Below are 21175 nucleotides of genomic sequence, written 5' to 3' on the forward strand. Positions count from 1 at the left end.
ATTAGGTACTTGTAAACAACATCATTTCATCCAAAGATTGAACTAAGCGCAGGTTTGTATGCTTGCTGTTCACATATCTGGTTAATGGGCCAGACATGATTAAATGATATTTCCGAAATCTTTCACAGAGATCAGTAACCAAGTCGTCTACTTCCCGGTTACTCATATTGGTAATTAGGTGAAAGTAAAGATGTGTTGCTTTTCTTCTGGACAAGTAATAATCCAGATTATCCATTGGCACATTCGGCCCAAAATAAACGGCTTTTTTACCTTTCTTTTTTAATAGAAACTGCATCAGCAAGAGGGGAATATCGTGATACTCACCTTCAGGTGTGAACAACACAGTCAATGAATCATCTGAATCATTTTCCTGTTGCCCTTCTAATCCATCAATTGCAACTATGATTTTCCGTTTAATAATATTACTGGCAAAATGTTCCTGAGCCGGAATCACATTATCCGTCATCCACATTAATCCCAATCTTTCCAAGAAAGGATAAATCACCTGTAAAATACATTTCTCAAATCCAAGGTGCAGTAATGCAGTGTTGAGTACTTTTTCAAAACGCTCTTCATCAAAATCAATCGAAGCTTCCAACATCTGATTCACAAATACATCGATATAATGCTCATTGGGAACAATATCGATGGTCAGCTTTTTAATATCAGCTTCCTTTAACTGCGCAATTTTGGAAATCTTGTATCCACTATGGTACAAATAAGCTACCCGAAGAATATGCTTCAGGTCTTCATTATCGTAAAAGCGGTGATTACTTTCCTTTCTTTTTGGAACGAGAATCTGGTAGCGTTGCTCCCATATACGTAGCGTGTGCGCTTTAATGCCGCAAAGGTTTTCAATGTCCTTTATAGAGAAATGATTCATGAGGTTGTTTGGGTAAAATAAAAATACGTTTGTTTCTCATTCATTATGAATGATTTATATCATATTTTCAGTTTAAATATTTACGCAAAAAAGTTTAACAGGATTGATTTGTAAGATTATCTGCTAATGAACTACCAACTTGCGTAAAATCAATTATTTAAGGAGATGTAACCTTATTTTTGTTGACATTAAACTGACTGTATGGGCTGGATTCTGTTTATCATTGGAACGATTGGATGGCATTTGGGTATGTATGGCATGTTCAAAAAAGCAGGCATTGAACCCTGGAAAGCGTTGATTCCTTTCTATAATACTTGGCTAATAGTAGAGAAATGCCAGATCAAGCAATACTGGTTTTGGTTGCAATTAATTCCCATTGCAGGACAATTCATCACCATCTGGATCACCATCATTTTTGTGATGCATTTTCGCAGGTTTGATATGATTCATCACACAGCCGCTACGCTGTTCCCCTTTATCTATTTCCCATATCTCGGATTTTCACCTAATGAAAAATATGTAGGAGAGGAAGCAATAAAAGCTTACAAAAAGCCAGCTTCCAGAGAATGGATTGATGCGGGTGTATTTGCAGTAGTTGCTGCTACCTTGATTCGCACTTTCATCTTTGAAGCTTATGTGATTCCCACGGAGAGTATGGAAAAGACTTTATTGGTGAACGATTTTCTTTTCGTGAATAAAATCAGTTACGGTGCGCGTATTCCGCAAACACCGTTGAGTTTTCCCTTTGTGCATAATACTATGCCTTTCTCATTAACCACACCTTCGTATATCAAAGAAGTACAAATACCTTATACGCGATTAAAAGCAATTGATCCTATCAAGCGCAACGATGTTGTGGTTTTCAATTTCCCTGCTGGTGATACCATCATCAATCTACCTGATTATGGAAGCAAAGTGCCCTACTATGATGTGCTGCGCTATCAATACAATGGTAACAGAGATGCGCTCATGAATGAATTCCCCATTCTGGTACATCCAATGGACAAAACTGATAATTACATTAAGCGATGTGTTGCTGTACCCGGAGATGTTTTGCAAATAAAGAATGCGCAATTGTTTGTGAATAATGCACCTGCTATGGTGCCAGCTGGTGCACAAACAGAATATCTGGTACAAACCAATGGCACACCATTCAGTGAGGAATTCTTGAAAGAGAAACTAGGCATCAATCCGGAAGATACCAAGGGACAAATTGAACAAATCGAAGGCAAAGCCGGTCTGTATAAAATCAATGCAACTGCTGAGGAGCTTTCTTTGATTAAGCAGGAAAAAAATGTGGTTGCTGTAGAGCCATATGTTGATACTATGGTAGGTTATACCTTCCCACAAGAACCGGCAGCTTATCCTTTCTCTATCGATAATTTCGGGCCAATCACTGTTCCTAAAAAAGGCAGCACAGTAATGCTGACTTCATTAAACATGCCACTGTACAGAAGAATTATCACCACGTATGAAAAGAACACATTGGAGGAGAGGGAAGGAAAGATCATCATCAATGGAAAAGAAACCAATCAATACACTTTCCAACTCAACTATTACTGGATGATGGGTGATAACCGTCATAGAAGCCAGGATAGCCGTTTCTGGGGCTTTGTACCCGAAACACATGTGGTTGGTAAAGCTTCGTTAATATGGTTTAGCTGGGAGAAAGGCCCACGCTGGAAACGTTTATTCAATGGAATAAATTAGTATATTTATTGGCCGATATGGGGGTCCTCATGGTATAACCATGAGGACTTTTTGTCTCACGAAGTCTAAGATTATGGAAAGAAAAGAGTATCGGTTCGATTTCGAAGTTTACAACGATCTACACGAACTCAATGCTGAAGATGCAGCATTATTGCAAGAAGCCAGAGCTACTACAGCCAATGCTTATGCGCCTTATTCTCATTTTAATGTTGGAGCTGTTGCTAAACTAGCGAACGGAGCTATTGTTACAGGAACCAATCAAGAGAATGCAAGTTATCCTGTAGGCATTTGCGCAGAACGCGTATTATTATCTGCTGCTGCTGTACTGCATCCGAATGTACCCATTGATACATTGGCCATCAGCTATCATAACTTGGATGGCGATAGCAGTAAGCCTGTTTCACCTTGCGGTATGTGCCGTCAGAGTTTATCTGAATACCAAATCAGGGTTGGACAACCCATGCGCCTGATATTAAGCGGCATGGATGGAAAAGTCTATATCATAGATAAAGCAGACGCATTGTTGCCATTCAGCTTTACGCCAGATGATTTGTAGACAATCAATGAATGAATGAGGGGATGATAGAATGATAGAATGAGTAAATGATGAATTCTTATCAGTAATATCAAGCTTTGACGATTCGGTAGCACCAGCGCTTGAGCTTTCCCTCAAAATCAAAAGGCGTAGTTTGTCTGGTGATATCTTTTATCTGCTCACTATGTATAGCAGTGGCATCCAATTGAAACTTGGTGAAATTGGTGCTGAAATACAATACACCTCCCGGACTCAATATTCTCAGTACTTCATTAATCAATGCTACATGGTCGCGCTGAATATCCAGAAAATCTTTCATGCGCTTACTATTGCTGAAAGTAGGTGGATCCATTATCACCAAATCAAAACTATTTGCCGGAATGGATAAAAGATATTGCTTTACATCGGCATGAGTAAAACGATAGGCTTTCGGATTTTTCAAACGATTAATGGTAAAATTATCTTCTGCCCAAGAAAGATAGGTTTTAGATAAATCAACACTCTCAACAGTACTTGCCCCAGCTGCTGCTGCATATACAGAGAAAGATCCGGTATAACAGAACAAATTCAACACACGTTTATCTTTAGCCTCATCCATCACCATCTTACGCGTAATACGGTGATCCAAAAACAAGCCTGTATCCAAATAATCCGTCAGGTTTACCTGAAACTTTAAGCCATTCTCCAGTACAGTGAAATAGTCTTTCTCCGTACTAATGCGCTCATACTGTTCATCGCGGTGACTCATGCGCTTACGCTGGCGCACATAAATATGTTCAGTATCGGTTTCCAGTATTGCTGCAACCACTTCCATACATTCATTCAACCAGCTTTCATGGGCTTCATCATCCATACCGTGACGGCGCAAATATTCAGCTACATAAATTTTGTCCTCATACAATTCGATACACAGCGGAAATTCAGGTAAATCATGATCATAGACCCGATAACAGCCCACGCCTGCACGACGGGCCTGCTTGCTTCGGTGTTTGAACACCTTGGTCAATCGGTTCCGAAACATATCGAGCTTTTCCTGCATGCAGCGAAAGTAGGGAAGAAGCCTCAATCGAAAAGCCATCCATCCAAATACCGGTTTGGCTTTCGGTGAAACAAGTATATTTAAGCCTAAACAAATTTCGGCATGAGAAAACTATCGCTATGGCTCCTGCTTTGTTTGGCTGCAATCAGTAGCTGGGCACAGGACTATTCCAATGCGGCTGCACAGGCAGAACGTTTACAGGCACTCGCCAAAAATTATCCGCAACTGGTACAGTTAAAAAGTATGGCCAAAACCAATGGCGGAAAAGATATCTGGCTACTCACCATTGGTACAGGTAAAACTGCTAGCAAACCAGCTATTGCGGTAATCGGTGGTACAGAGGGTAATCATTTATTGGGTACAGAACTGGCTATTGGATTTGCAGAACAATTGCTTAAAGATGCGAATGCAGAAAGCACCAAAGCATTGCTGAATAAGACTACTTATTATGTGTTTCCGAATATGAGTCCCGATGCCATGGAACAATATTTTTCTGCGTTAAAATATGAACGCACAGGCAACAACACAGAAACAGATGATGATCGCGATGGTCAGCTGAATGAAGATGGCATGGACGATCTGGACAAGAATGGAAAGATTACCTGGATGCGTGTTACTTCTCCTTTAGGAGAATACAAAACTCACCCCGATGATCCACGCGTATTAATTAAAGCAGATGTGCTAAAAGGCGAAAAGGGACAATACCTACTTCTTCAGGAAGGTATGGATAATGATAAGGATGGTAAGCTGAATGAAGATGGTCAAGGCGGTATTGCCTTCAATAAAAACCTGACCTATAACCATCGCACATTTGCAGCAGGTGCAGGCGATTATCCTGCTTCAGAAACAGAAACACGTGCCATGCTGGATTTCTTATACGATGCTTTCAATGTGTATGCTGTAGTGAGTTTTGGCAGCAACAATAATCTCAGCACACCTATTGCCTATAATCCTCAGTCAGCTTTGCAAAGAATTGTAGCAGGTTGGTTAGAGCCAGATACAAAAGCGAATTCAGTCGTAAGTGAGTTATACAACAAAGTAACAGGCTTACAGAATGCACCCAGAACAGCAGCCGCAGGCGGCGATGTGTTGTCATGGGCTTATTATCATTATGGCCGACTCAGTTTTAGCACACAAGGTTGGTGGATGCCTAGAGCAAAGCCTGATACTGCGAAGAAAGAAAAAGCATTTACAGTGGATGATCCTACCGCCAATGCATTGAGATGGTTGGGCCAGCAAGGCGTGAATGCTTTCACCGATTGGAAACCCATTCAACATCCTGATTATCCCAACCAAACAGTAGAAATAGGTGGCATTGATCCTTTTGTCATGATCAACCCGCCATACAAGTTTGCTGCTGAATCTGTAAAAAAGCATACCGATTTTCTGGTCAAACTGGCCAATCTCCAACCAGAGATAAGCATCACCAATCTGCAAACAGAAAAGCTTGGGAATGGACTCACACGCATCACTGCTGATATCGTGAACAAAGGTGTACTCAGTACGCACAGCAAATTGGGTGAGCGCAGTTATTTCGTGAAAAAAGTAAAAGTAGCACTCAATACGGGCGCTAAGCAGGAAGTAGTGGGTGGCAAGAAAATTCAGTTATTCAATAGCATGGATGGCAATAGCAGCCAAAAACTTTCTTGGTTAGTCAAAGGCAGTGGTAAACTCACGCTTGAAGCTGGTTGCCCAACTGCAGGTTATGCCAATATTGACATCACGCTTTAAATCTCGTATCATGCAAACATTGAAATCTATACTCAGCATAGGCTTTGCAGCCATCAGTTTAACGCTTGCTGCACAGCAACCCAATCAAGTATTCAAGGCCGCAGGTACACCAGCCAATCCAAAAGTAGCTGTGAGCTGGAACAAGTATTACGATCATGGCGGCATCTCTGAAATCTGTAAGAAAATAGCCGCTGCCTATCCTGATCTGGCTAAGCTGGAATCATTAGGCAAATCCTTCGAAGGACGAGATCTCTGGTGCCTCACGATTACCAATTTCAAAAAGGGGAATGAGCAACTCAAGCCCGGTATGTATATCGATGGTAATATTCACTCCAATGAAATTCAAGGCGCAGAATTTGTGCTTTATACTGCTTGGTATTTAACCGAGTCGCATGCAGACACCAAGTTTATTCAGGAATTGCTGGAGGACAAAGTATTCTATCTCGTGCCTACCATCAATCCAGATGCACGCGACAGCTATATGCATAAGCCCAATACCGGCAGTACACCACGCTCAGGTGTGATTCCTGTGGACAATGATGGCGATGGTGTGGTGAACGAAGACAGCTTTGATGATATTGATGGTGATGGTCATATCACCTTGATGCGCCGCAAGAGTCCGAATGGTCGCTGGAAAATTGATCCAAAAGATACACGTAACATGATTCAGGTTGGGCCTGATGAAAAAGGCGAATATGAATTACTCGGTAATGAGGGTATTGATAATGATGGCGACGGTCGCGTAAATGAAGACGGCTACACATTTGAATACGATCCTAATCGCGACTGGGGTTGGGGCTGGCAGCCAAACTATATTCAGAATGGCGCTTACAAATATCCATTTTCCTTGCCTGAGAATAGAGCCATCATGGAGTTTGTGATGAAGCATCCCAATATTGCAGCTGCACAATCTTACCACAATGCTGGCGGTATGATTCTGCGTGGTCCTGGTGGACAAGAAGATGTGAATACCTACAATGCGCAGGATGTTGCAGTGTATGATGCAATTGCCAAGAAAGGCGAGGAGTTGATTCCCGGATACAAGTATTTGGTAGTGTACAAGGATTTGTATTCTGCTTATGGCGGTGAATTGGATTGGTTCTATGCTGGTCGCGGTATCTATACTTATTCCAATGAATTATGGACGCCCTACCTCATGTTCATGCGTGAAGGCACCCGCGATCCTTTCGATAATAAGACCTATGATTTCGATCGTTACTTATTGTTCCAAGATGCATTTGTGCCTTGGAAAGAATACGATCATCCACAGTATGGCAAAATTGAAGTAGGTGGTTTCAAAAAGAATTTCGGCAGAGCACACCCGGGCTTTTTGCTGGAGACAGATGCACACAGAAACATGGCTTTCACCATCTATCATTGCTACCATACACCCAAGCTCAAAATCAGTGAAGTAAAAGAACGTGATATGGGTGATGGCTTAAAAGAAATCACAGCAACCGTGGCCAATGAAAGATTGATGCCAACGCACAGCAGTCAGGACGTAAAGAATAAAATAGAAGTACCTGATTATATCACCATCAATACAACAGCCAAAGTTTTGGCCGCTATACAGGTCGAGAATGCAGATCTCAACCAGACCACAGAACAAAAGAATAATCCACAAACCATTGCTGTGCCCAATATTCCCGGTTTAGGCACAGTTACCGTAAAATGGATTGTACAAGGCAATGCACCCTATACGGTTACTGTAAACAGTAAGAAAGGTGGTGTGGCCAGTAACAGTAGCAAATAAGCTAAAAATCAACTAAACAAAAAGGACTTCAAATGAAGTCCTTTTTTATTGAAGATAAACGTTCAATCAGATTAATGCAGCTTAGCCAAAGCAGCAGCTATTCTTTCCCATGCACGCTCAATATTGGTCATGCTATTGGCAAAAGAGAAACGTACACAAAGCGGTTCACCAAATGCATCGCCCATTACACTGGATACATGGGCTGTATTTAGTAGATACATACTGAAATCAGCAGCGTTCTGAATTGTGGTAGTACCATCTGACTTTCCATAATATGCGCTCACATCAGGAAATACATAGAAAGCGCCTTCAGGTGCATTGCATTTTAAACCAGGAATCGCATTTACTAATTCCAGCGTTCTTGTTCTTCTGCGTGTAAACTCTTCTGTCATGGCCATAGACGGACGAAGATCGCCTGTCAAAGCTTCTACCGCTGCTTTCTGCGTAATAGAGCAGGTGGCACTGGTAAACTGTCCCTGTAATTTCTCACAAGCTTTTGCGATATCTGCATTTGCTGCGATATAGCCAAAGCGCCAGCCAGTCATGGCAAAGCCCTTACTCAATCCGTTAATGACTACAACACGATCTTTTAGATCCGCAAACTGCGCAATAGATGCATGCTTGCCCACGAAATTGATGTATTCGTAAATCTCATCCGCAAGAATCGTGACGTTGGGGTATTTGCGAAATACATTCGCTAAACCTTCCAATTCTGCCTGACTATACACAGCACCACTAGGGTTACAAGGAGAAGAAAACATAAAGACCCTAGTCTTTTCGGTAATAGCTGCTTCTACTTGTGCAGGCGTTGCTTTAAAACCCTGTTCCACACTGGTGCGAATTTCTACCACTTTACCACGAGCAATCTTTACCAGCTCACTATAAGTTACCCAATAAGGTGTTGGAATCACCACTTCATCGCCTTCATCCACCAATGCAAGAATAGCATTCGCCAAACTTTGCTTTGCACCAGTAGAAGTGATGATGTTCTCGGGTTTATAATCGAGATTATTATCACGCTTCAGTTTGGTACATACTGCTTCACGTACATCTAGGTAACCGGCAACTGGGGTGTAGTGGCTCCAGTTATCATTGATGGCTTTAATGGCAGCTTCCTTTACGTGTTGAGGCGTATCAAAATCAGGTTCACCCAGACTCAAATCAATCACATCAATACCCTTGGCGCGCAATTCGCGACCAAGCTTGGCCATTTTGAGGGTTTCCGGTTCATTGAATCTTTGCAGTAAGGAAGACAACTGAGTCATTGCTATAGAGTTAGGTTGCTTGGAGAATGCTTCAAATGTACGGAAATGCGCCTATCGGCAAAGCCTATGATAGCGCCTGCTTTCACTGAATCTGAATAACTAGAGCCGGAATCTTGATTAATTGTGCTGGATAATACTCAGTGTGTAAAAGGGTACACCATTCGAAGATCTACCGCCACTCATATCTGCATTCACGAGTAGGGTATAGATTTTTCCAGATGCCAGGTTCACCAATGGTTCATTTATGACCATATCATTGGTGGATTTATTAGCAGTAACGGTAAACTGATAAGTGCCGGGAGCAGCAACAGCTTTAAAAGCGCGGTAACGTGCATCATAATCATGATCACTGAAAGCGCGACCTGTAGTTTCCCAGAAATCATTGGCGCTGCGTAAGCGGGTGTTTACACGTAAAGTATCACCGCCCACAAAAGCATAGACCACACGCACATGGGCTTTACCTGAGGCTGGTGCTGTAAGATCATCTTCAATCAATGAACTCTTGAGCGTATTGTATCGGGCATCATAGCCGATCATGGTGTAATTCTTAAAGGGCGCTAGTTTGATACTGGTATCAATCACAGCCGAATTGCGCTTGTCAAACCCCTTGATACGAACGGTACCATTAAGAATCTCGATCAGGTCAGAACCCTGATTCGATTGAATTAAGCCAGGCGTAAGGTCCTTATCATTGGCAGCAAAACGGTAAGTGCTGGAAGGATAGGCGTTGATAAACTTGATTTTGGCCATACGTGTATCACTCGTCTTGCTGCAAGAGCAAACCAATAGAGTTAAGGCCAGTAATGCTAAACCAGTCTTCTTCATGTCTGTAAACGCTTCACTATAAACGACAAAACTAGTCTCGCTGATATGTGTAGACAAAGTTTTTCAGGTTAGGCGAGTGCTTTTTAACACGTTTTAAGGCTTGCTGGTAGACCGCTTTGCCCAGATCGCGCATAAAAGGAAAGCCGATTTTGTCATAGTCATAGTGATCATCATTGAATATACCATCACTATTACAATATACAGTTGCACTTAAGATAAACTCGATATTGTTTTGAAAATCAGCGAAATAAGCAATATCAGTCAGATAGCCATAAGCATCACCTACCTTGTTGAAAATGCGGATATGCTGCTGAATTGGACTTTGCTTTTCTGAGCCATAATACAGAAACTTCACATAGCTTGGCCAATATTCATTGGCAGGATATTCCGGGTATTTACTTTCACCGGGATAGCTGCTCATCCACCTGCGAAGGAATTCGAGGTCGGTTTGCGTGAGTTTGAATCGTTGTTTAGCTGAAACAGATTCCGGAAACATCACCGCTTTCAGCATATTGTGCAGGTCCTGCAGGTAAACCCGATTCTTCTCGGAAAAATTAAAAGGCTCATTGATCAGCTTGCTGCCCCGCATATAACCCTCGCCCTGAAACACATTCAAGTTAGGTAAGGCATTGGTATTATTCTGAGCGGGTTGTTCGTAAATCGTTTTACCGGTGGAATCGATAAAACGAATCGGATTGGTTTGTCGGTTCTGCTGATCTGTAAGCGATACACTCAAACGATGACGAATCACTGCATCTGGATAACCTTTTTCTTTTAGCTTACGCTGGATATATTCCTGACCAAGGAATTCATATAAACGATTATAGGCATCGTTATCGCTCACTAGAAAAATCTGTTTGATATAATGCGCTATCGTTGGTCTGCCATCGCCAGCAAGTGGATGATGGTACACATGATCCTGCTTCGCAGTGGCCGAATTGGTGAGCATCGTGGTATGCATATCCAAGCCAGGAATATTCAACTCATTCAATTTCTCCAATGCCAGAAAAGCAATGGGCATTTTGACCGTGCTGGCCGGATAGAAATAAGCACCGGGTTGCAGATTCAACGAATGATCAGTAAAACTAGGCTTATTGCGTTTATTACGGTTGATCTCTGTATAGACAATCTGTACGTTCCAATCGTTGCGATGCTGCATGATATCCGCAAAAGCGGGATGGCTGCGCAGGATAGATTCCAGCAAAGTATCTTGCTTAGGCCGCTTTAAAGCAGATGGCTGAGCCTGCAGACAAAGACTGCACAAGAGTATCACCGATAGTTGTAGATAACGCATACTCAAATATACCGCTAAGCCCTCTTGCATCTTACAGCGCCTTATTTTTATTTAGCTTTGACCAAACGGTTGCAAAGTCTGGGTTACATGTATTACTCATGACTTTTCACTTTTCACTTTTGACTTTTAACTTAACTCCATGCCCCACGAAGCGATATCGGTTTTCGACATGTTTAAAATAGGTGTTGGTCCTTCAAGTTCCCATACTTTGGGTCCTTGGAGAGCTGCGCAACGTTTTGTACAATCCCTACAAGCGAATGATCAATTATCATTGGTGACAGGCGTGCAAGTTTTGCTCTACGGTTCTTTGGCTAAAACAGGCAAGGGACACGGAACGGATGTTGCAGTGATTCTCGGTCTTGCCGGCGCTGATCCTGTGACCATTCCGGTGGAAGATATCAACCCAACCATTGCCCGTATCAACGAAACAGGTTTTATTGCTTTGGGAGGTGAACAAGGCATTGCTTTTCAGCCATTGACCGATGTGGTTTTCCTCGTGAATGAAACCCTGCCTTTTCATCCCAATGGTATGAGCTTTCTCGCAACACTCAGTAATGGTGAAAACATCAGTCAGACCTGGTATTCTATTGGTGGAGGATTTGTTGTACAAGAAGGAGAGGGGGCTGCGCAGAAATCAAATGTAGAACTTCCTTTTCCTATTAATACTGCTGATGATCTACTGCACTGGTGTATGAAAACCGGTATGCATGTGTACGAAGTAGTCTTAGAAAATGAACATGCATGGCGCGATGAAGCAGCAACAAAAGCTGGTGTCCTAAATATCTGGCATACTATGCGCGATTGTATGTATCGCGGTTGTCATACACAAGGTGAATTACCCGGCGGACTCAAAGTGAAACGCCGCGCATTTGACCTGAATAAGAAAATGCTAGCAGGTAAATCCTATACCGATTACAATAGTTGGTTACAAGCCATACAAAGTGGCGGACAAAACTTTCAATACATTCTTGATTGGGTGAGTTGTTTTGCCCTTGCGGTGAATGAAGAGAATGCTTCTTTTGGCAGGGTAGTAACCGCACCTACCAATGGAGCTGCTGGTGTGATTCCAGCTGTGTTGATGTATTATGTTGCATTCAGTGGCGGCAGTGATGAACAAAAAATCATGCAATTCCTACTAACAGCTTCTGAAATTGGCAGCATCTTTAAAAAAGGTGCCACCATTTCTGCAGCAATGGGTGGCTGTCAGGCAGAAATTGGTGTTTCCTCTGCGATGGCTGCTGCGGCATTAACGGAAGCACTCGGTGGTACGCAAAGACAAACCCTAATGGCTGCAGAAATTGCCATGGAACATCATTTGGGTTTAACTTGTGATCCCATTGGCGGATTGGTACAGATTCCTTGCATTGAAAGAAATACGATGGGTGCGATTAAAGCCATTACTGCTTCGCAGTTGGCATTGCAGAGTACGCCTGATTTTGCTGTGGTGAGTTTAGACAAAGTGATCGCCACCATGTGGAACACGGCACTTGATATGAGCAGCAAATACAAAGAAACCGCCGACGGTGGTTTAGCTGTACATATCCCAATCTCTTTACCGGAATGTTAGGTGAGGCCTTAGGGTACTGGTCATTAGTCTTTTGGAGATAATCATTAAACCGCAAAGTCGCCATGACGCGAAGCGGCGCGAGGAATACTTATTTGATATTTGTGATTTGAAATTGCTTAAAGCTTAAGGCATAAACCCAAACGCTTTTCAGCTTTCGTTTCTCTAGTCTCGATTCTCGTATTTTGATCCTTAACCGCAGAGAACAAGAGTTAACAGCGTTCTCGCAGAGGAATATTCATCATTGCGCGCTATGTCAACTTTACGGGTCTTGCGTGAAAAAGAAATCTAATATTATTAGAGCATTTAGAATTTTTTGCAGTTGTGTTTGCTCTCCAGTCAAGGGGAGCTGTCACCTGCGGTGACTGAGGGGTATTTGCACCACCCCGTCATGTGTTGCTCACATGCCACCCCTCCTTATCAAAGAGGGGATATATTTTACATTGATATTTTATTGAAAACAATCAGAAACGATACGACCTAGCCAAAAATTACCAACCAGTAACTACTAACTATTAACCAGCAACCATTCGCTTAATTCATATTCGGATCTGCTTCTAAGACTGCCAAATCCACGTTGCTGTAGTCTTTGACCACATTGTACAATGTATCACGCTCAATCGGCTGGCGTTTTACCTGCTTAATCAGGTTCACCAATTGAGCCGTACTCATGCTTGGGTTTTGTTCTTCGCTGCCGGCCATTGAGTAGATCTTGGTAGAATCATCAATGGTGCCGTCAATATCATTCACACCAAAACTGAGTGTGAGCTGGGCATTTTGTCGGCCCAACATTGGCCAATAAGCTTTCAGGTGCGGGAAATTATCCATATACAAACGAGCAATGGCATAGACTTTCATGTCTTCAATCACAGAAGTCTCAGCCACATGACTCATTTCATTATCATGATTACGGAACTTGAGCGGAATAAACGTATTGAATCCACCAGTTTCATCCTGCATCTTGCGCAGTTTTTCCATGTGATCTACACGATGCCAGTATTCCTCAACATGACCGTATAACATCGTGGCATTGCTATGCATGCCCAATTGATGCGCTGCTTTGTGAATCGCCAACCAACCATCACCATCTACTTTATCGGCGCAAATCTGCTCACGCACTTCAGGGTGGAAGATTTCAGCACCACCGCCGGGCAATGAATCCAAGCCGGCTTCATGCAACTGACGCATACCGTCTTCTACACTCAGTTTGGCTTTGCGGAACATATAATCCAGTTCCACCGCTGTAAAACCTTTGATGTGCAAATCAGGTCTGTGTGCTTTGATAGAACGCAGCAAGTCTTTGAAGAATTCCATATCCATCTTTGGATGCACACCACCCACAATATGCACTTCGGTAATGGGTTTGCCATCATAGGCTTTTACCATGTGCATCATCTGCTCAATGCTCAGTTCCCAACCTTCTTCGCGGTGGGCATAGAGGCGAGAATAAGAACAGAATTTGCATGAGTACACGCACACATTTGTAGGCTCAATATGGAAGTTCCTGTTGAAATAGGTTTTGTGACCATGCTTTTGCTCACGCACCCAGTTAGCCAGGGTGCCTACAAAAGGCAGGGATGCTCGCACAAACAAGTCAACGCCATCTTCAAAACTGAGGCGTTCCTTGTTCAAAATCTTTTCGCCAATGCGCTTAAGATCGGGTTCTTTGGTGGCTGCTACTAGCTGAAATGGATCGGAGAGTAACTGAGTAGATAATGCGTTCATCATGCCGCAAAACTAACTGAAACCCTGCACTAAAAAATGAGATAAATCAGTTCTTTCGTCCTTCGAAAAATTGCGGTATCCACTGTTCAATCAAACAGTTATACAGGGGAAAAATCTTCCACAAATTAGCTCAGTAAAATACCGGCAATGCTGGCAGATAAGTAAGAAGCTAGGGTACCACACAACAAAGCTTTCAGGCCCAATCTGGCCAGATCTGCTCTTCGGGTGGGTGCCAGTTCTCCGATACCACCAATCTGCATGCCCACACTACTGAAATTGGCAAAGCCACAGATAGCGATTGACACAATCAACAGGCCTTTCTCGGTTACGATGGGTACAGATTTATTGGCCAGGTTCTGGAAAGCCACAAATTCGTTGATGGTGAGTTTTTGTCCCAACAATGTAGCCACATTGTTTACATCGCTAGCAGGGACGCCCATTGACCAAGCGATGGGATAGAAGAGCTTACCAAATATCCAGTTGAGGCTGAGGTTAAAGTTGGGATCGAAAATATGGCCAATGCGCATCAGGCTCCAGTCAATCATCGCAATCAAAGCAATGAAACCGATCAGCATGGCAATCACATTCATGGCAATTTTGAAACCATCACCAGCACCGTGTGAAATAGCATCAACCACATTGGTATAATGACTTTTCACTTCCAGTTTCACCGTGCCCATGGTCTGGCTTTCTTCTGTTTCCGGGAATACGATCTTGGAAATCACCAAAGCACCGGGTGCAGCCATTAAACTGGCAGCAATTAGTTTGGGCGCCAGATCATAACCGGCTTGTGCGCCCATATTCACATATACCACCAAGATACCACCTGCGATACAAGCCAAGCTACCACTCATGCTGGCGAGTAGCTCGCTTTTGGTCATACCGGCTAAGTAAGGACGAATCATTACCTGTGCTTCTACCTGACCCACAAATGCAGATGCAACATTGCTCAGGGCTTCGGCACCGCTCACGCGCATCACATAGTTCATGGCTTTAGCAATCACAGCTACAACACGCTGCATAATGCCTACATGGTAGAGAATAGCAACAAGCACGCAAACCAAGATGATGGTGGCAGTTACGTTGAAGGCAAACACAAAGCCGCCGTTCACATAGTTGCCGATGGTGCCATCCATTTGCTGTACACCCAATCCGCCATAGACAAAAGACGCACCCTGACGAGCAAAAGCTTCAATCTTTTCCATGCCATGGCCCAGTTTCTGGAAGAAGGCCGTTACCGGCGGCACTTTCAGTACGAGTACAGCAATAAAGGTTTGTAAGAGAATGCCGCTGATTACGAGACGAACATTGATACGTTTCTTGTTATTGGAAAAAGCAAATGCAATCGCGAGGATTAGCAATACACCGAGTATGCCCTGAAATCTTTCCATGAGTAGGGTTAGCAAGTTGGTTTGAGCCGGTAAGTTAAAAGAAAAACTAATTGGGCATACAGAAAAAATCCCCGCAGTCCCGATACTTCGGGATGCGGGGATACTAACCCATCCACAGGTTAATTAGATATGCGCCTGGATCTTCTTCTCCAACACGCTCTTAGGTACGGCACCAATTTGCTTGTCAACTACCTGACCATTCTTGATGAAGAGGATGGCAGGGATAGAAGTGATACCGAAGTTCACGCTTACATTGGGGTTGTGGTCTACATTGAGCTTGCCCACATTTACCTTACCGGCATATTCTTTAGACAATTCTTCAATAACGGGGCCGATAGCGCGGCAGGGGCCACACCATTCTGCCCAGAAATCTACTACGGTTAATTTATCGCTTGCCAGCACATCTGTCTGGAAATTGGCATCTGTAAATTCTAAAGCCATGATTGTATTGTTTATTTGTTTGAAATCTTGTTTTGTAAACAAGGGATGTCAAATATAGTTCCAGCTGGGAATTTGTGCTTTTTTGACTTATCCACGCCTGTGATTATGCCAAAACAGGCTGACAGAAGGGCGTTAAGTTATTGGGGATTTGCTATTTGAGATTTGAAATTAAGCTTATTACGTATTTATTTGGGCTTTTTCTTCAGCGTTTTTAACCGCAAAGTCCCGCCTACGCTAAAGCTTCTGCGGGCAAGCGCTAGGACGCTATACAACGCTAAGACCTTTTGCCTTTAGACTTTTTGCTTTTCACTTTTGCCTTATTACTTACAACCCTGTGTTTCACGATTGCTTCTACCAAATCCACCGGAATAGGCTGGTCAAGCGGAAATTGTATCGCGCCTTTGGAATAAGCATAACCGAGTTGAATGATCTTTTTCTCAAATGCTTTGACACCTTCACCTGTTGGATAGAAGCCGATATGTTTGGCATGAACCCCAAAATAGACCAGCGGTCCGTTGAGTTTGTAAGCAGGCATTCCATAGCTGATGGATTCTATGGCTTCGGGTGCATGGGTTTTGATACAAGCACGTAGTGTTTTCAGTTGTTGTTGTATTGGCTTGGGATAGCGTTTGATGAATTCATCCACAGATCCGGCGAAGTCTTTGTACATGTCTAAGGGTTATGCCTCAAGTTAAATATTTTGGGCTAAAGGCATCATGCTGAGTGCTCAATGCATGATGATTGCTTTTAGCCTTAAGCATTCAGCTATTTATTAGAAGGTTTAACCGCAAAGGCGCTAAGACGCTATGCAACGCAAAGACCAGTTTTTGCCTTTTGAATTTTTATGTAATCAAAGATTTTTTCAACTAAGATTTCATCAATCAAACAGACGACTTCTCCTTACTCCGCTTAATTAAATACCCAATATACGCTCCACCAACTGGTGGTATAGCAAAGAATAAATACATGGCTAATTCAAAGGGTAGGAGATTGTGACTACCGCGATAGACCGTGGCCTCATACGCAGTGATGAGAAAGAAATAACTCACCAACAAAATACCGATTAACCAAGGCTTGAGTTGCAAGACATATCCCAAGACAACACCGGCTATTAAATACACTAGCATCATGGGCTTGGTATAATTATTCCTTACAATTTTGGAATAATAGTATTCGCCTTCTTCTGGAAAAGCAAAGCCATTGATTTGTACGGCCAATAAAATAAGTGCGATGCCCACAAAGACAGTAAGCACAGATTGCAGTAATAGGGATTTCATATCACTGGTTTTAAAAATTCATTTTATCCCATCAACCCCACGTGCACATCCAAGTCCGGATTATTGAGCAGGTAATTGGCTAGTTCATCATTCATGGTAAAACCCATTTCTGCCGTAAACATGGTCACTTTCAATTGCTCCTTGGGTTCCATAATATGAAAACGCAAAGCCGAACGCCCCGGATGCTTGCGCACATTGGTTTCCAGAAAATGCACTAACTCCGGATTTACCGCCGCAGGATGCATGGTTAACTCAATATTGCGGGTGAGGTTTTGTTTGGCTGTTTCCAACAAATTGATGGAGGTTACTTTAAACTCATAGCTATCGCTGTTGTAGCGTTGCTTAAAGAATCCATTCACCAACAAGTTCATGCCTTTCTCTAAGTAGTTCTGAAACTTCACATAATCATCGCTCCACAACATGATCTCTGTCTTGCCGGTAAAATCTTCAATCGTCAATGAACCAAAATTTCTACCCGTTTTGGTCACGCGGTGCTGGCCATCAATCACCAAACCCGCGATGCGCATATTTCTTCCTGCATTGGCAGCAGTAAGGGTAGTAGATTCTTTGATCTCATTGAAATCGCCCAGACTCATGATGCCGTAATACTTCAACTCAAACTTGAAATGGTCTAATGGGTGACCACTCATGAACATACCAGTCACTTCTTTTTCATGCTCCAGCAACTCTGTGAGTGTCCAGGGTTCGCAAGGGCCAATCTTGGGTTTGGGCACTTCCATCGCAGCAGGCAAATCACCAAACAAAGTATTCGTCGTACCTGCAGTCAATTGTTGCTGACCTTGTCCGTATGCAATAATTCTTTCCAAACCATTGATGCGGTCGCCATCTGCAATATGGAAATACTGTGCACGGTGGAATTGCGGGAAGCAATCGAATGCACCGGAATAAGCCAGACTTTCCAATGATTTCTTATTCACGTTGCGTGAGATCACCCGTTGAATAAAATCAAACATATCCTGATACGCGCCATGTTTCAATCGTTCGTTGATGATCACTTCCACAGCAGATTCGCCAACACCTTTCAATCCACCCAAACCAAAACGGATTTCGCCTTTTTTGTTCACGGCAAAACCTTTGAGCGATTCATTGATATCAGGGCCCAGCACTTTAATACCCATGCGTTTACACTCTTCCATGAAGAAAGTGATCTTTTCAATACTGCCTGCATGGTTGAGTACCGCAGCCATGTATTCAGAAGGATAGTGGGCTTTGAGGTAAGCGGTCTGATACGCTACAAACGCATAACAGGTAGAGTGCGATTTGTTGAAAGCGTATTGGGCAAATGCTTCCCAGTCGGTCCAAATTTTTTCCAGCTTATCTTCAGGATGGCCTTTTGTTTTGGCACCGCTGATAAACTGTGCTTTCATTTTATCCAGCACGGCTTTCTGCTTTTTACCCATTGCTTTACGGAGTACGTCCGCATCACCTTTGGAGAAGCCGGCCAGTTTTTGTGAGAGCAACATCACCTGCTCCTGATACACGGTAATACCGTAGGTATCGGATAAATATTCTTCCATATCGGGCAGGTCGTACACTATTTTTTCCCTGCCGTGTTTACGATCAATGAAGTTGGGGATATAAGCCAATGGGCCGGGACGATAGAGTGCGTTCATCGCAATCAGGTCGTCAAACTTATCGGGCTTGAGTTCGCGGAGGTATTTCTGCATACCCACACTTTCAAACTGGAAAGTACCATTGGTTTCGCCTTTCTGATAGAGATGAAAAGTTGTTTCATCATCCAATGGAATGGTATCCAGATCAATATCTACGCCATGGTTTTGTTTAATGAGCTCCAAAGCCGTTTTCAAAATGGAGAGGGTCTTCAAACCCAAGAAGTCCATTTTGATTACACCTGCTTCTTCAATAGTGCTGCCTTCAATCTGTGTAACCCAGAGATCAGAGTCTTTGGCTGTTGCAACCGGAATCAATTCTGTCAAGTCTCTTGGCGCGATGATGATACCCGCAGCGTGAATACCGGTATTGCGTACGCTACCTTCCAAACGTTCCGCTTCTTTCAATACCTGTGCACGAATATCATTACCATGATAGATTTCGCGCAGCTTCTTGATGTTCTCAATTTCATCAGGCCCGAAACCTTCTTTTTCTTCCAGCGATTTTTCGCCTTCTTTTTTGTTGAGTGGTGCAGTTAAGACACGACCCAAATCAGTTCCCGGTCTATCAGGTACCATCTTAGCGAGTGCATTGCTTTCTGCCAAAGGCAGATCCAATACGCGGGCCACATCCTTAATACTCATTTTGGCGGCCATGGTACCATAGGTGATGATTTGCGCCACCTGCGATTTGCCGTATTTGTCCACCACATAATCAATCACTTTCTGACGGCCTTCATCATCGAAGTCTGTATCGATATCCGGCATGCTCTTACGATCTGGGTTGAGGAAACGCTCGAATAGCAAATTGTATTTAATGGGATCAATATTGGTGATGCCGATACAATAAGCCACCACCGAACCAGCAGCAGAACCACGGCCCGGACCAACGAATACGCCCAAATCGCGACCAGCTTTGATGAAATCACTCACGATGAGGAAGTAACCCGCAAAGCCCATGGTCTTGATAGTGAAGAGTTCGAAATCAATACGCTCTTGCACTTCACTCGTGATCTCATGATAGCGTTGACGTGCACCTTCATAAGTAATATGCTTAAGGTATTCCCATTGATTCAGATTACTGTCTTCATGCACCTGAAAGGATTGCGGAATAGGGAAGGCAGGCAGTAGAATATCTTTCTTCAGGTTCAGCACTTCCACTTTGTCAACAATGGCGTTAGTATTCTCAATCGCTTCAGGAATATCGCTGAAGAGTTGCTTCATTTCCTCCGTACTCTTGAAATAGAACTGGTCGTTGGGAAATTTGAAGCGACGGTTTTTTACGTGTGCATCATCGTTCACAAAATCATCAAAGCCCGGTGTGCTTTGTTTTTCACCGGTATTGATGCACAAGAGAATATCGTGGGCATTGTAATCGTCTTGATCTGTATAGTGACTATCATTTGTTGCTATGACAGGCACATTGTATTTCTTGGCAAACTTGAGTAAGGTCTGATTGATTTGTTCCTGTTCTTTGATCTGGTGACGCTGCAGTTCCACATAATAATCTTCGCCAAACAGGTTTAACCACCAGTTGAATTCTTTCTCTGCTTTTGCTTCATCCTCATGCAAAATGGTTTGGGGCACGTATGCACCAATACAACAAGTGGTTGCGATGAGGCCTTCATGGTATTTTTCAATCAGTGATTTATCAATACGCGGGTATTTGCTATACATACCCTCGATATACCCGAGTGAAGTGAGCTTGATCAGGTTTTCATACCCCTTTTTATTCTTGGCCAGCAGTACCTGGTGATAACGCTCATCTTTCATGTCTTTGGTGAAGGATTTGGCAAAGCGGTCGCGCACCACATAAAACTCGCAACCGACGATGGGTTTGATGACTGGCTCAACAATATCTTTTCCATTAGCATCCTTGCCCACGACCTTGGTATTCTTCCAAGCCTGGCTCACAAATTCAAAAGCGCCAAACATATTGCCGTGGTCGGTGATGGCCAGGGCAGGCATATTGTCTTTGGCGGCTTTCTTATAAAGACTATCGATGGAAGCGGCTCCATCCAATAAAGAGTATTGCGTATGAACGTGTAAATGCGAAAACTGACACATAGGCTAGGCAGTTGATAAACAGGTAACTGCAACGCCAAATATCG

16 protein-coding genes are annotated in these 21175 nt (G+C 43.1%); 5 read left to right on the plus strand and 11 right to left on the minus strand.

All coding sequences use genetic code 11. The annotated features are described in order from the left end of the window. Position 1: 1 nt before the first annotated feature. Positions 2-883, minus strand: coding sequence for a MerR family transcriptional regulator (locus J0L83_03430; GenBank protein MBN8663596.1), 882 nt, complete (start codon positions 881-883; stop codon positions 2-4). A gap of 201 nt (positions 884-1084) precedes the next feature. On the opposite strand from J0L83_03430, the gene lepB reads away from it, so the two are divergent. Next, a complete protein-coding gene (gene lepB / locus J0L83_03435) occupies positions 1085-2593 on the plus strand; it encodes a signal peptidase I (GenBank protein ID MBN8663597.1) in 1509 nt (502 codons plus the stop codon). A gap of 73 nt (positions 2594-2666) precedes the next feature. Continuing rightward, positions 2667-3149 carry a cytidine deaminase gene (locus J0L83_03440; protein MBN8663598.1) on the plus strand — a complete coding sequence of 161 codons (483 nt, stop codon included), beginning with the start codon at positions 2667-2669 and terminating at the stop codon, positions 3147-3149. Between the two features lie 70 nt (positions 3150-3219). On the opposite strand, the gene J0L83_03445 is transcribed toward J0L83_03440, so the two are convergent. Next, on the minus strand, positions 3220-4149 hold the full coding sequence (locus tag J0L83_03445; protein MBN8663599.1) for a class I SAM-dependent methyltransferase: 930 nt from the start codon (positions 4147-4149) through the stop codon (positions 3220-3222). Positions 4150-4269: 120 nt separating this feature from the next. Between J0L83_03445 and J0L83_03450 the strand changes: the two genes are divergently transcribed. Continuing rightward, positions 4270-5898: a hypothetical protein gene (locus J0L83_03450; GenBank protein ID MBN8663600.1), complete on the plus strand. Its 1629-nt coding sequence runs from the start codon at positions 4270-4272 to the stop codon at positions 5896-5898. 10 nt (positions 5899-5908) lie between these two features. Further along, positions 5909-7651, plus strand: coding sequence for a hypothetical protein (locus tag J0L83_03455; protein ID MBN8663601.1), 1743 nt, complete (start codon positions 5909-5911; stop codon positions 7649-7651). 71 nt (positions 7652-7722) lie between these two features. On the opposite strand, the gene J0L83_03460 is transcribed toward J0L83_03455, so the two are convergent. The 3 genes from J0L83_03460 to J0L83_03470 form a co-directional block, all read right to left on the minus strand. Further along, on the minus strand, positions 7723-8862 hold the full coding sequence (locus tag J0L83_03460; GenBank protein ID MBN8663602.1) for a pyridoxal phosphate-dependent aminotransferase: 1140 nt from the start codon (positions 8860-8862) through the stop codon (positions 7723-7725). Positions 8863-9033: 171 nt separating this feature from the next. Next, positions 9034-9798, minus strand: coding sequence for a DUF4397 domain-containing protein (locus J0L83_03465; protein ID MBN8663603.1), 765 nt, complete (start codon positions 9796-9798; stop codon positions 9034-9036). Next, positions 9773-11035: a serine hydrolase gene (locus J0L83_03470; GenBank protein MBN8663604.1), complete on the minus strand. Its 1263-nt coding sequence runs from the start codon at positions 11033-11035 to the stop codon at positions 9773-9775. The genes J0L83_03465 and J0L83_03470 overlap by 26 nt, the downstream gene beginning before the upstream one ends. Positions 11036-11174: 139 nt before the next feature. Here J0L83_03470 and J0L83_03475 point away from each other — a divergent pair, with 139 nt between their 5' ends. Then, positions 11175-12602 (plus strand): L-serine ammonia-lyase, encoded by a 1428-nt coding sequence (locus J0L83_03475; GenBank protein MBN8663605.1) that lies wholly within the window; start codon positions 11175-11177, stop codon positions 12600-12602. A gap of 531 nt (positions 12603-13133) precedes the next feature. On the opposite strand, the gene mqnE is transcribed toward J0L83_03475, so the two are convergent. The 6 genes from mqnE to dnaE all read right to left on the minus strand — a co-directional run bounded on the left by mqnE (position 13134) and on the right by dnaE (position 21131). Continuing rightward, positions 13134-14324, minus strand: a complete 1191-nt coding sequence (gene mqnE / locus J0L83_03480) for an aminofutalosine synthase MqnE (protein MBN8663606.1) — start codon at positions 14322-14324, stop codon at positions 13134-13136. Between the two features lie 125 nt (positions 14325-14449). Further along, positions 14450-15715, minus strand: coding sequence for a NupC/NupG family nucleoside CNT transporter (locus tag J0L83_03485; protein MBN8663607.1), 1266 nt, complete (start codon positions 15713-15715; stop codon positions 14450-14452). A gap of 123 nt (positions 15716-15838) precedes the next feature. Then, on the minus strand, positions 15839-16156 hold the full coding sequence (gene trxA, locus J0L83_03490) for a thioredoxin (GenBank protein ID MBN8663608.1): 318 nt from the start codon (positions 16154-16156) through the stop codon (positions 15839-15841). 274 nt (positions 16157-16430) lie between these two features. After that, on the minus strand, positions 16431-16826 hold the full coding sequence (locus J0L83_03495) for a DUF1801 domain-containing protein (protein ID MBN8663609.1): 396 nt from the start codon (positions 16824-16826) through the stop codon (positions 16431-16433). Between the two features lie 211 nt (positions 16827-17037). Beyond that, on the minus strand, positions 17038-17433 hold the full coding sequence (locus J0L83_03500; GenBank protein ID MBN8663610.1) for a hypothetical protein: 396 nt from the start codon (positions 17431-17433) through the stop codon (positions 17038-17040). A 23-nt stretch (positions 17434-17456) separates the two neighbouring features. After that, positions 17457-21131, minus strand: coding sequence for a DNA polymerase III subunit alpha (gene dnaE / locus J0L83_03505; GenBank protein MBN8663611.1), 3675 nt, complete (start codon positions 21129-21131; stop codon positions 17457-17459). Between the last annotated feature and the right edge of the window lie 44 nt (positions 21132-21175).

The organism is Chitinophagales bacterium (assembly GCA_017303835.1).
Taxonomy (GTDB): domain Bacteria; phylum Bacteroidota; class Bacteroidia; order Chitinophagales; family Chitinophagaceae; genus JAFLBI01.

Excerpts from the sequence above, each read along its gene's own strand:
- J0L83_03475 (MBN8663605.1), top strand. The coding sequence starts at position 11,175 with ATGCCCCACGAAGCGATATCGGTTTTCGACATGTTTAAAATAGGTGTT.
- J0L83_03450 (MBN8663600.1), top strand. The coding sequence starts at position 4,270 with ATGAGAAAACTATCGCTATGGCTCCTGCTTTGTTTGGCTGCAATCAGT.
- J0L83_03440 (MBN8663598.1), top strand. The coding sequence starts at position 2,667 with ATGGAAAGAAAAGAGTATCGGTTCGATTTCGAAGTTTACAACGATCTA.
- mqnE (MBN8663606.1), bottom strand. The coding sequence starts at position 14,324 with ATGAACGCATTATCTACTCAGTTACTCTCCGATCCATTTCAGCTAGTA.
- lepB (MBN8663597.1), top strand. The coding sequence starts at position 1,085 with ATGGGCTGGATTCTGTTTATCATTGGAACGATTGGATGGCATTTGGGT.
- trxA (MBN8663608.1), bottom strand. The coding sequence starts at position 16,156 with ATGGCTTTAGAATTTACAGATGCCAATTTCCAGACAGATGTGCTGGCA.
- J0L83_03485 (MBN8663607.1), bottom strand. The coding sequence starts at position 15,715 with ATGGAAAGATTTCAGGGCATACTCGGTGTATTGCTAATCCTCGCGATT.
- J0L83_03455 (MBN8663601.1), top strand. The coding sequence starts at position 5,909 with ATGCAAACATTGAAATCTATACTCAGCATAGGCTTTGCAGCCATCAGT.
- J0L83_03445 (MBN8663599.1), bottom strand. The coding sequence starts at position 4,149 with ATGTTTCGGAACCGATTGACCAAGGTGTTCAAACACCGAAGCAAGCAG.
- J0L83_03460 (MBN8663602.1), bottom strand. The coding sequence starts at position 8,862 with ATGGCCAAGCTTGGTCGCGAATTGCGCGCCAAGGGTATTGATGTGATT.
- J0L83_03470 (MBN8663604.1), bottom strand. The coding sequence starts at position 11,035 with ATGCGTTATCTACAACTATCGGTGATACTCTTGTGCAGTCTTTGTCTG.
- J0L83_03495 (MBN8663609.1), bottom strand. The coding sequence starts at position 16,826 with ATGTACAAAGACTTCGCCGGATCTGTGGATGAATTCATCAAACGCTAT.
- J0L83_03500 (MBN8663610.1), bottom strand. The coding sequence starts at position 17,433 with ATGAAATCCCTATTACTGCAATCTGTGCTTACTGTCTTTGTGGGCATC.
- dnaE (MBN8663611.1), bottom strand. The coding sequence starts at position 21,131 with ATGTGTCAGTTTTCGCATTTACACGTTCATACGCAATACTCTTTATTG.
- J0L83_03430 (MBN8663596.1), bottom strand. The coding sequence starts at position 883 with ATGAATCATTTCTCTATAAAGGACATTGAAAACCTTTGCGGCATTAAA.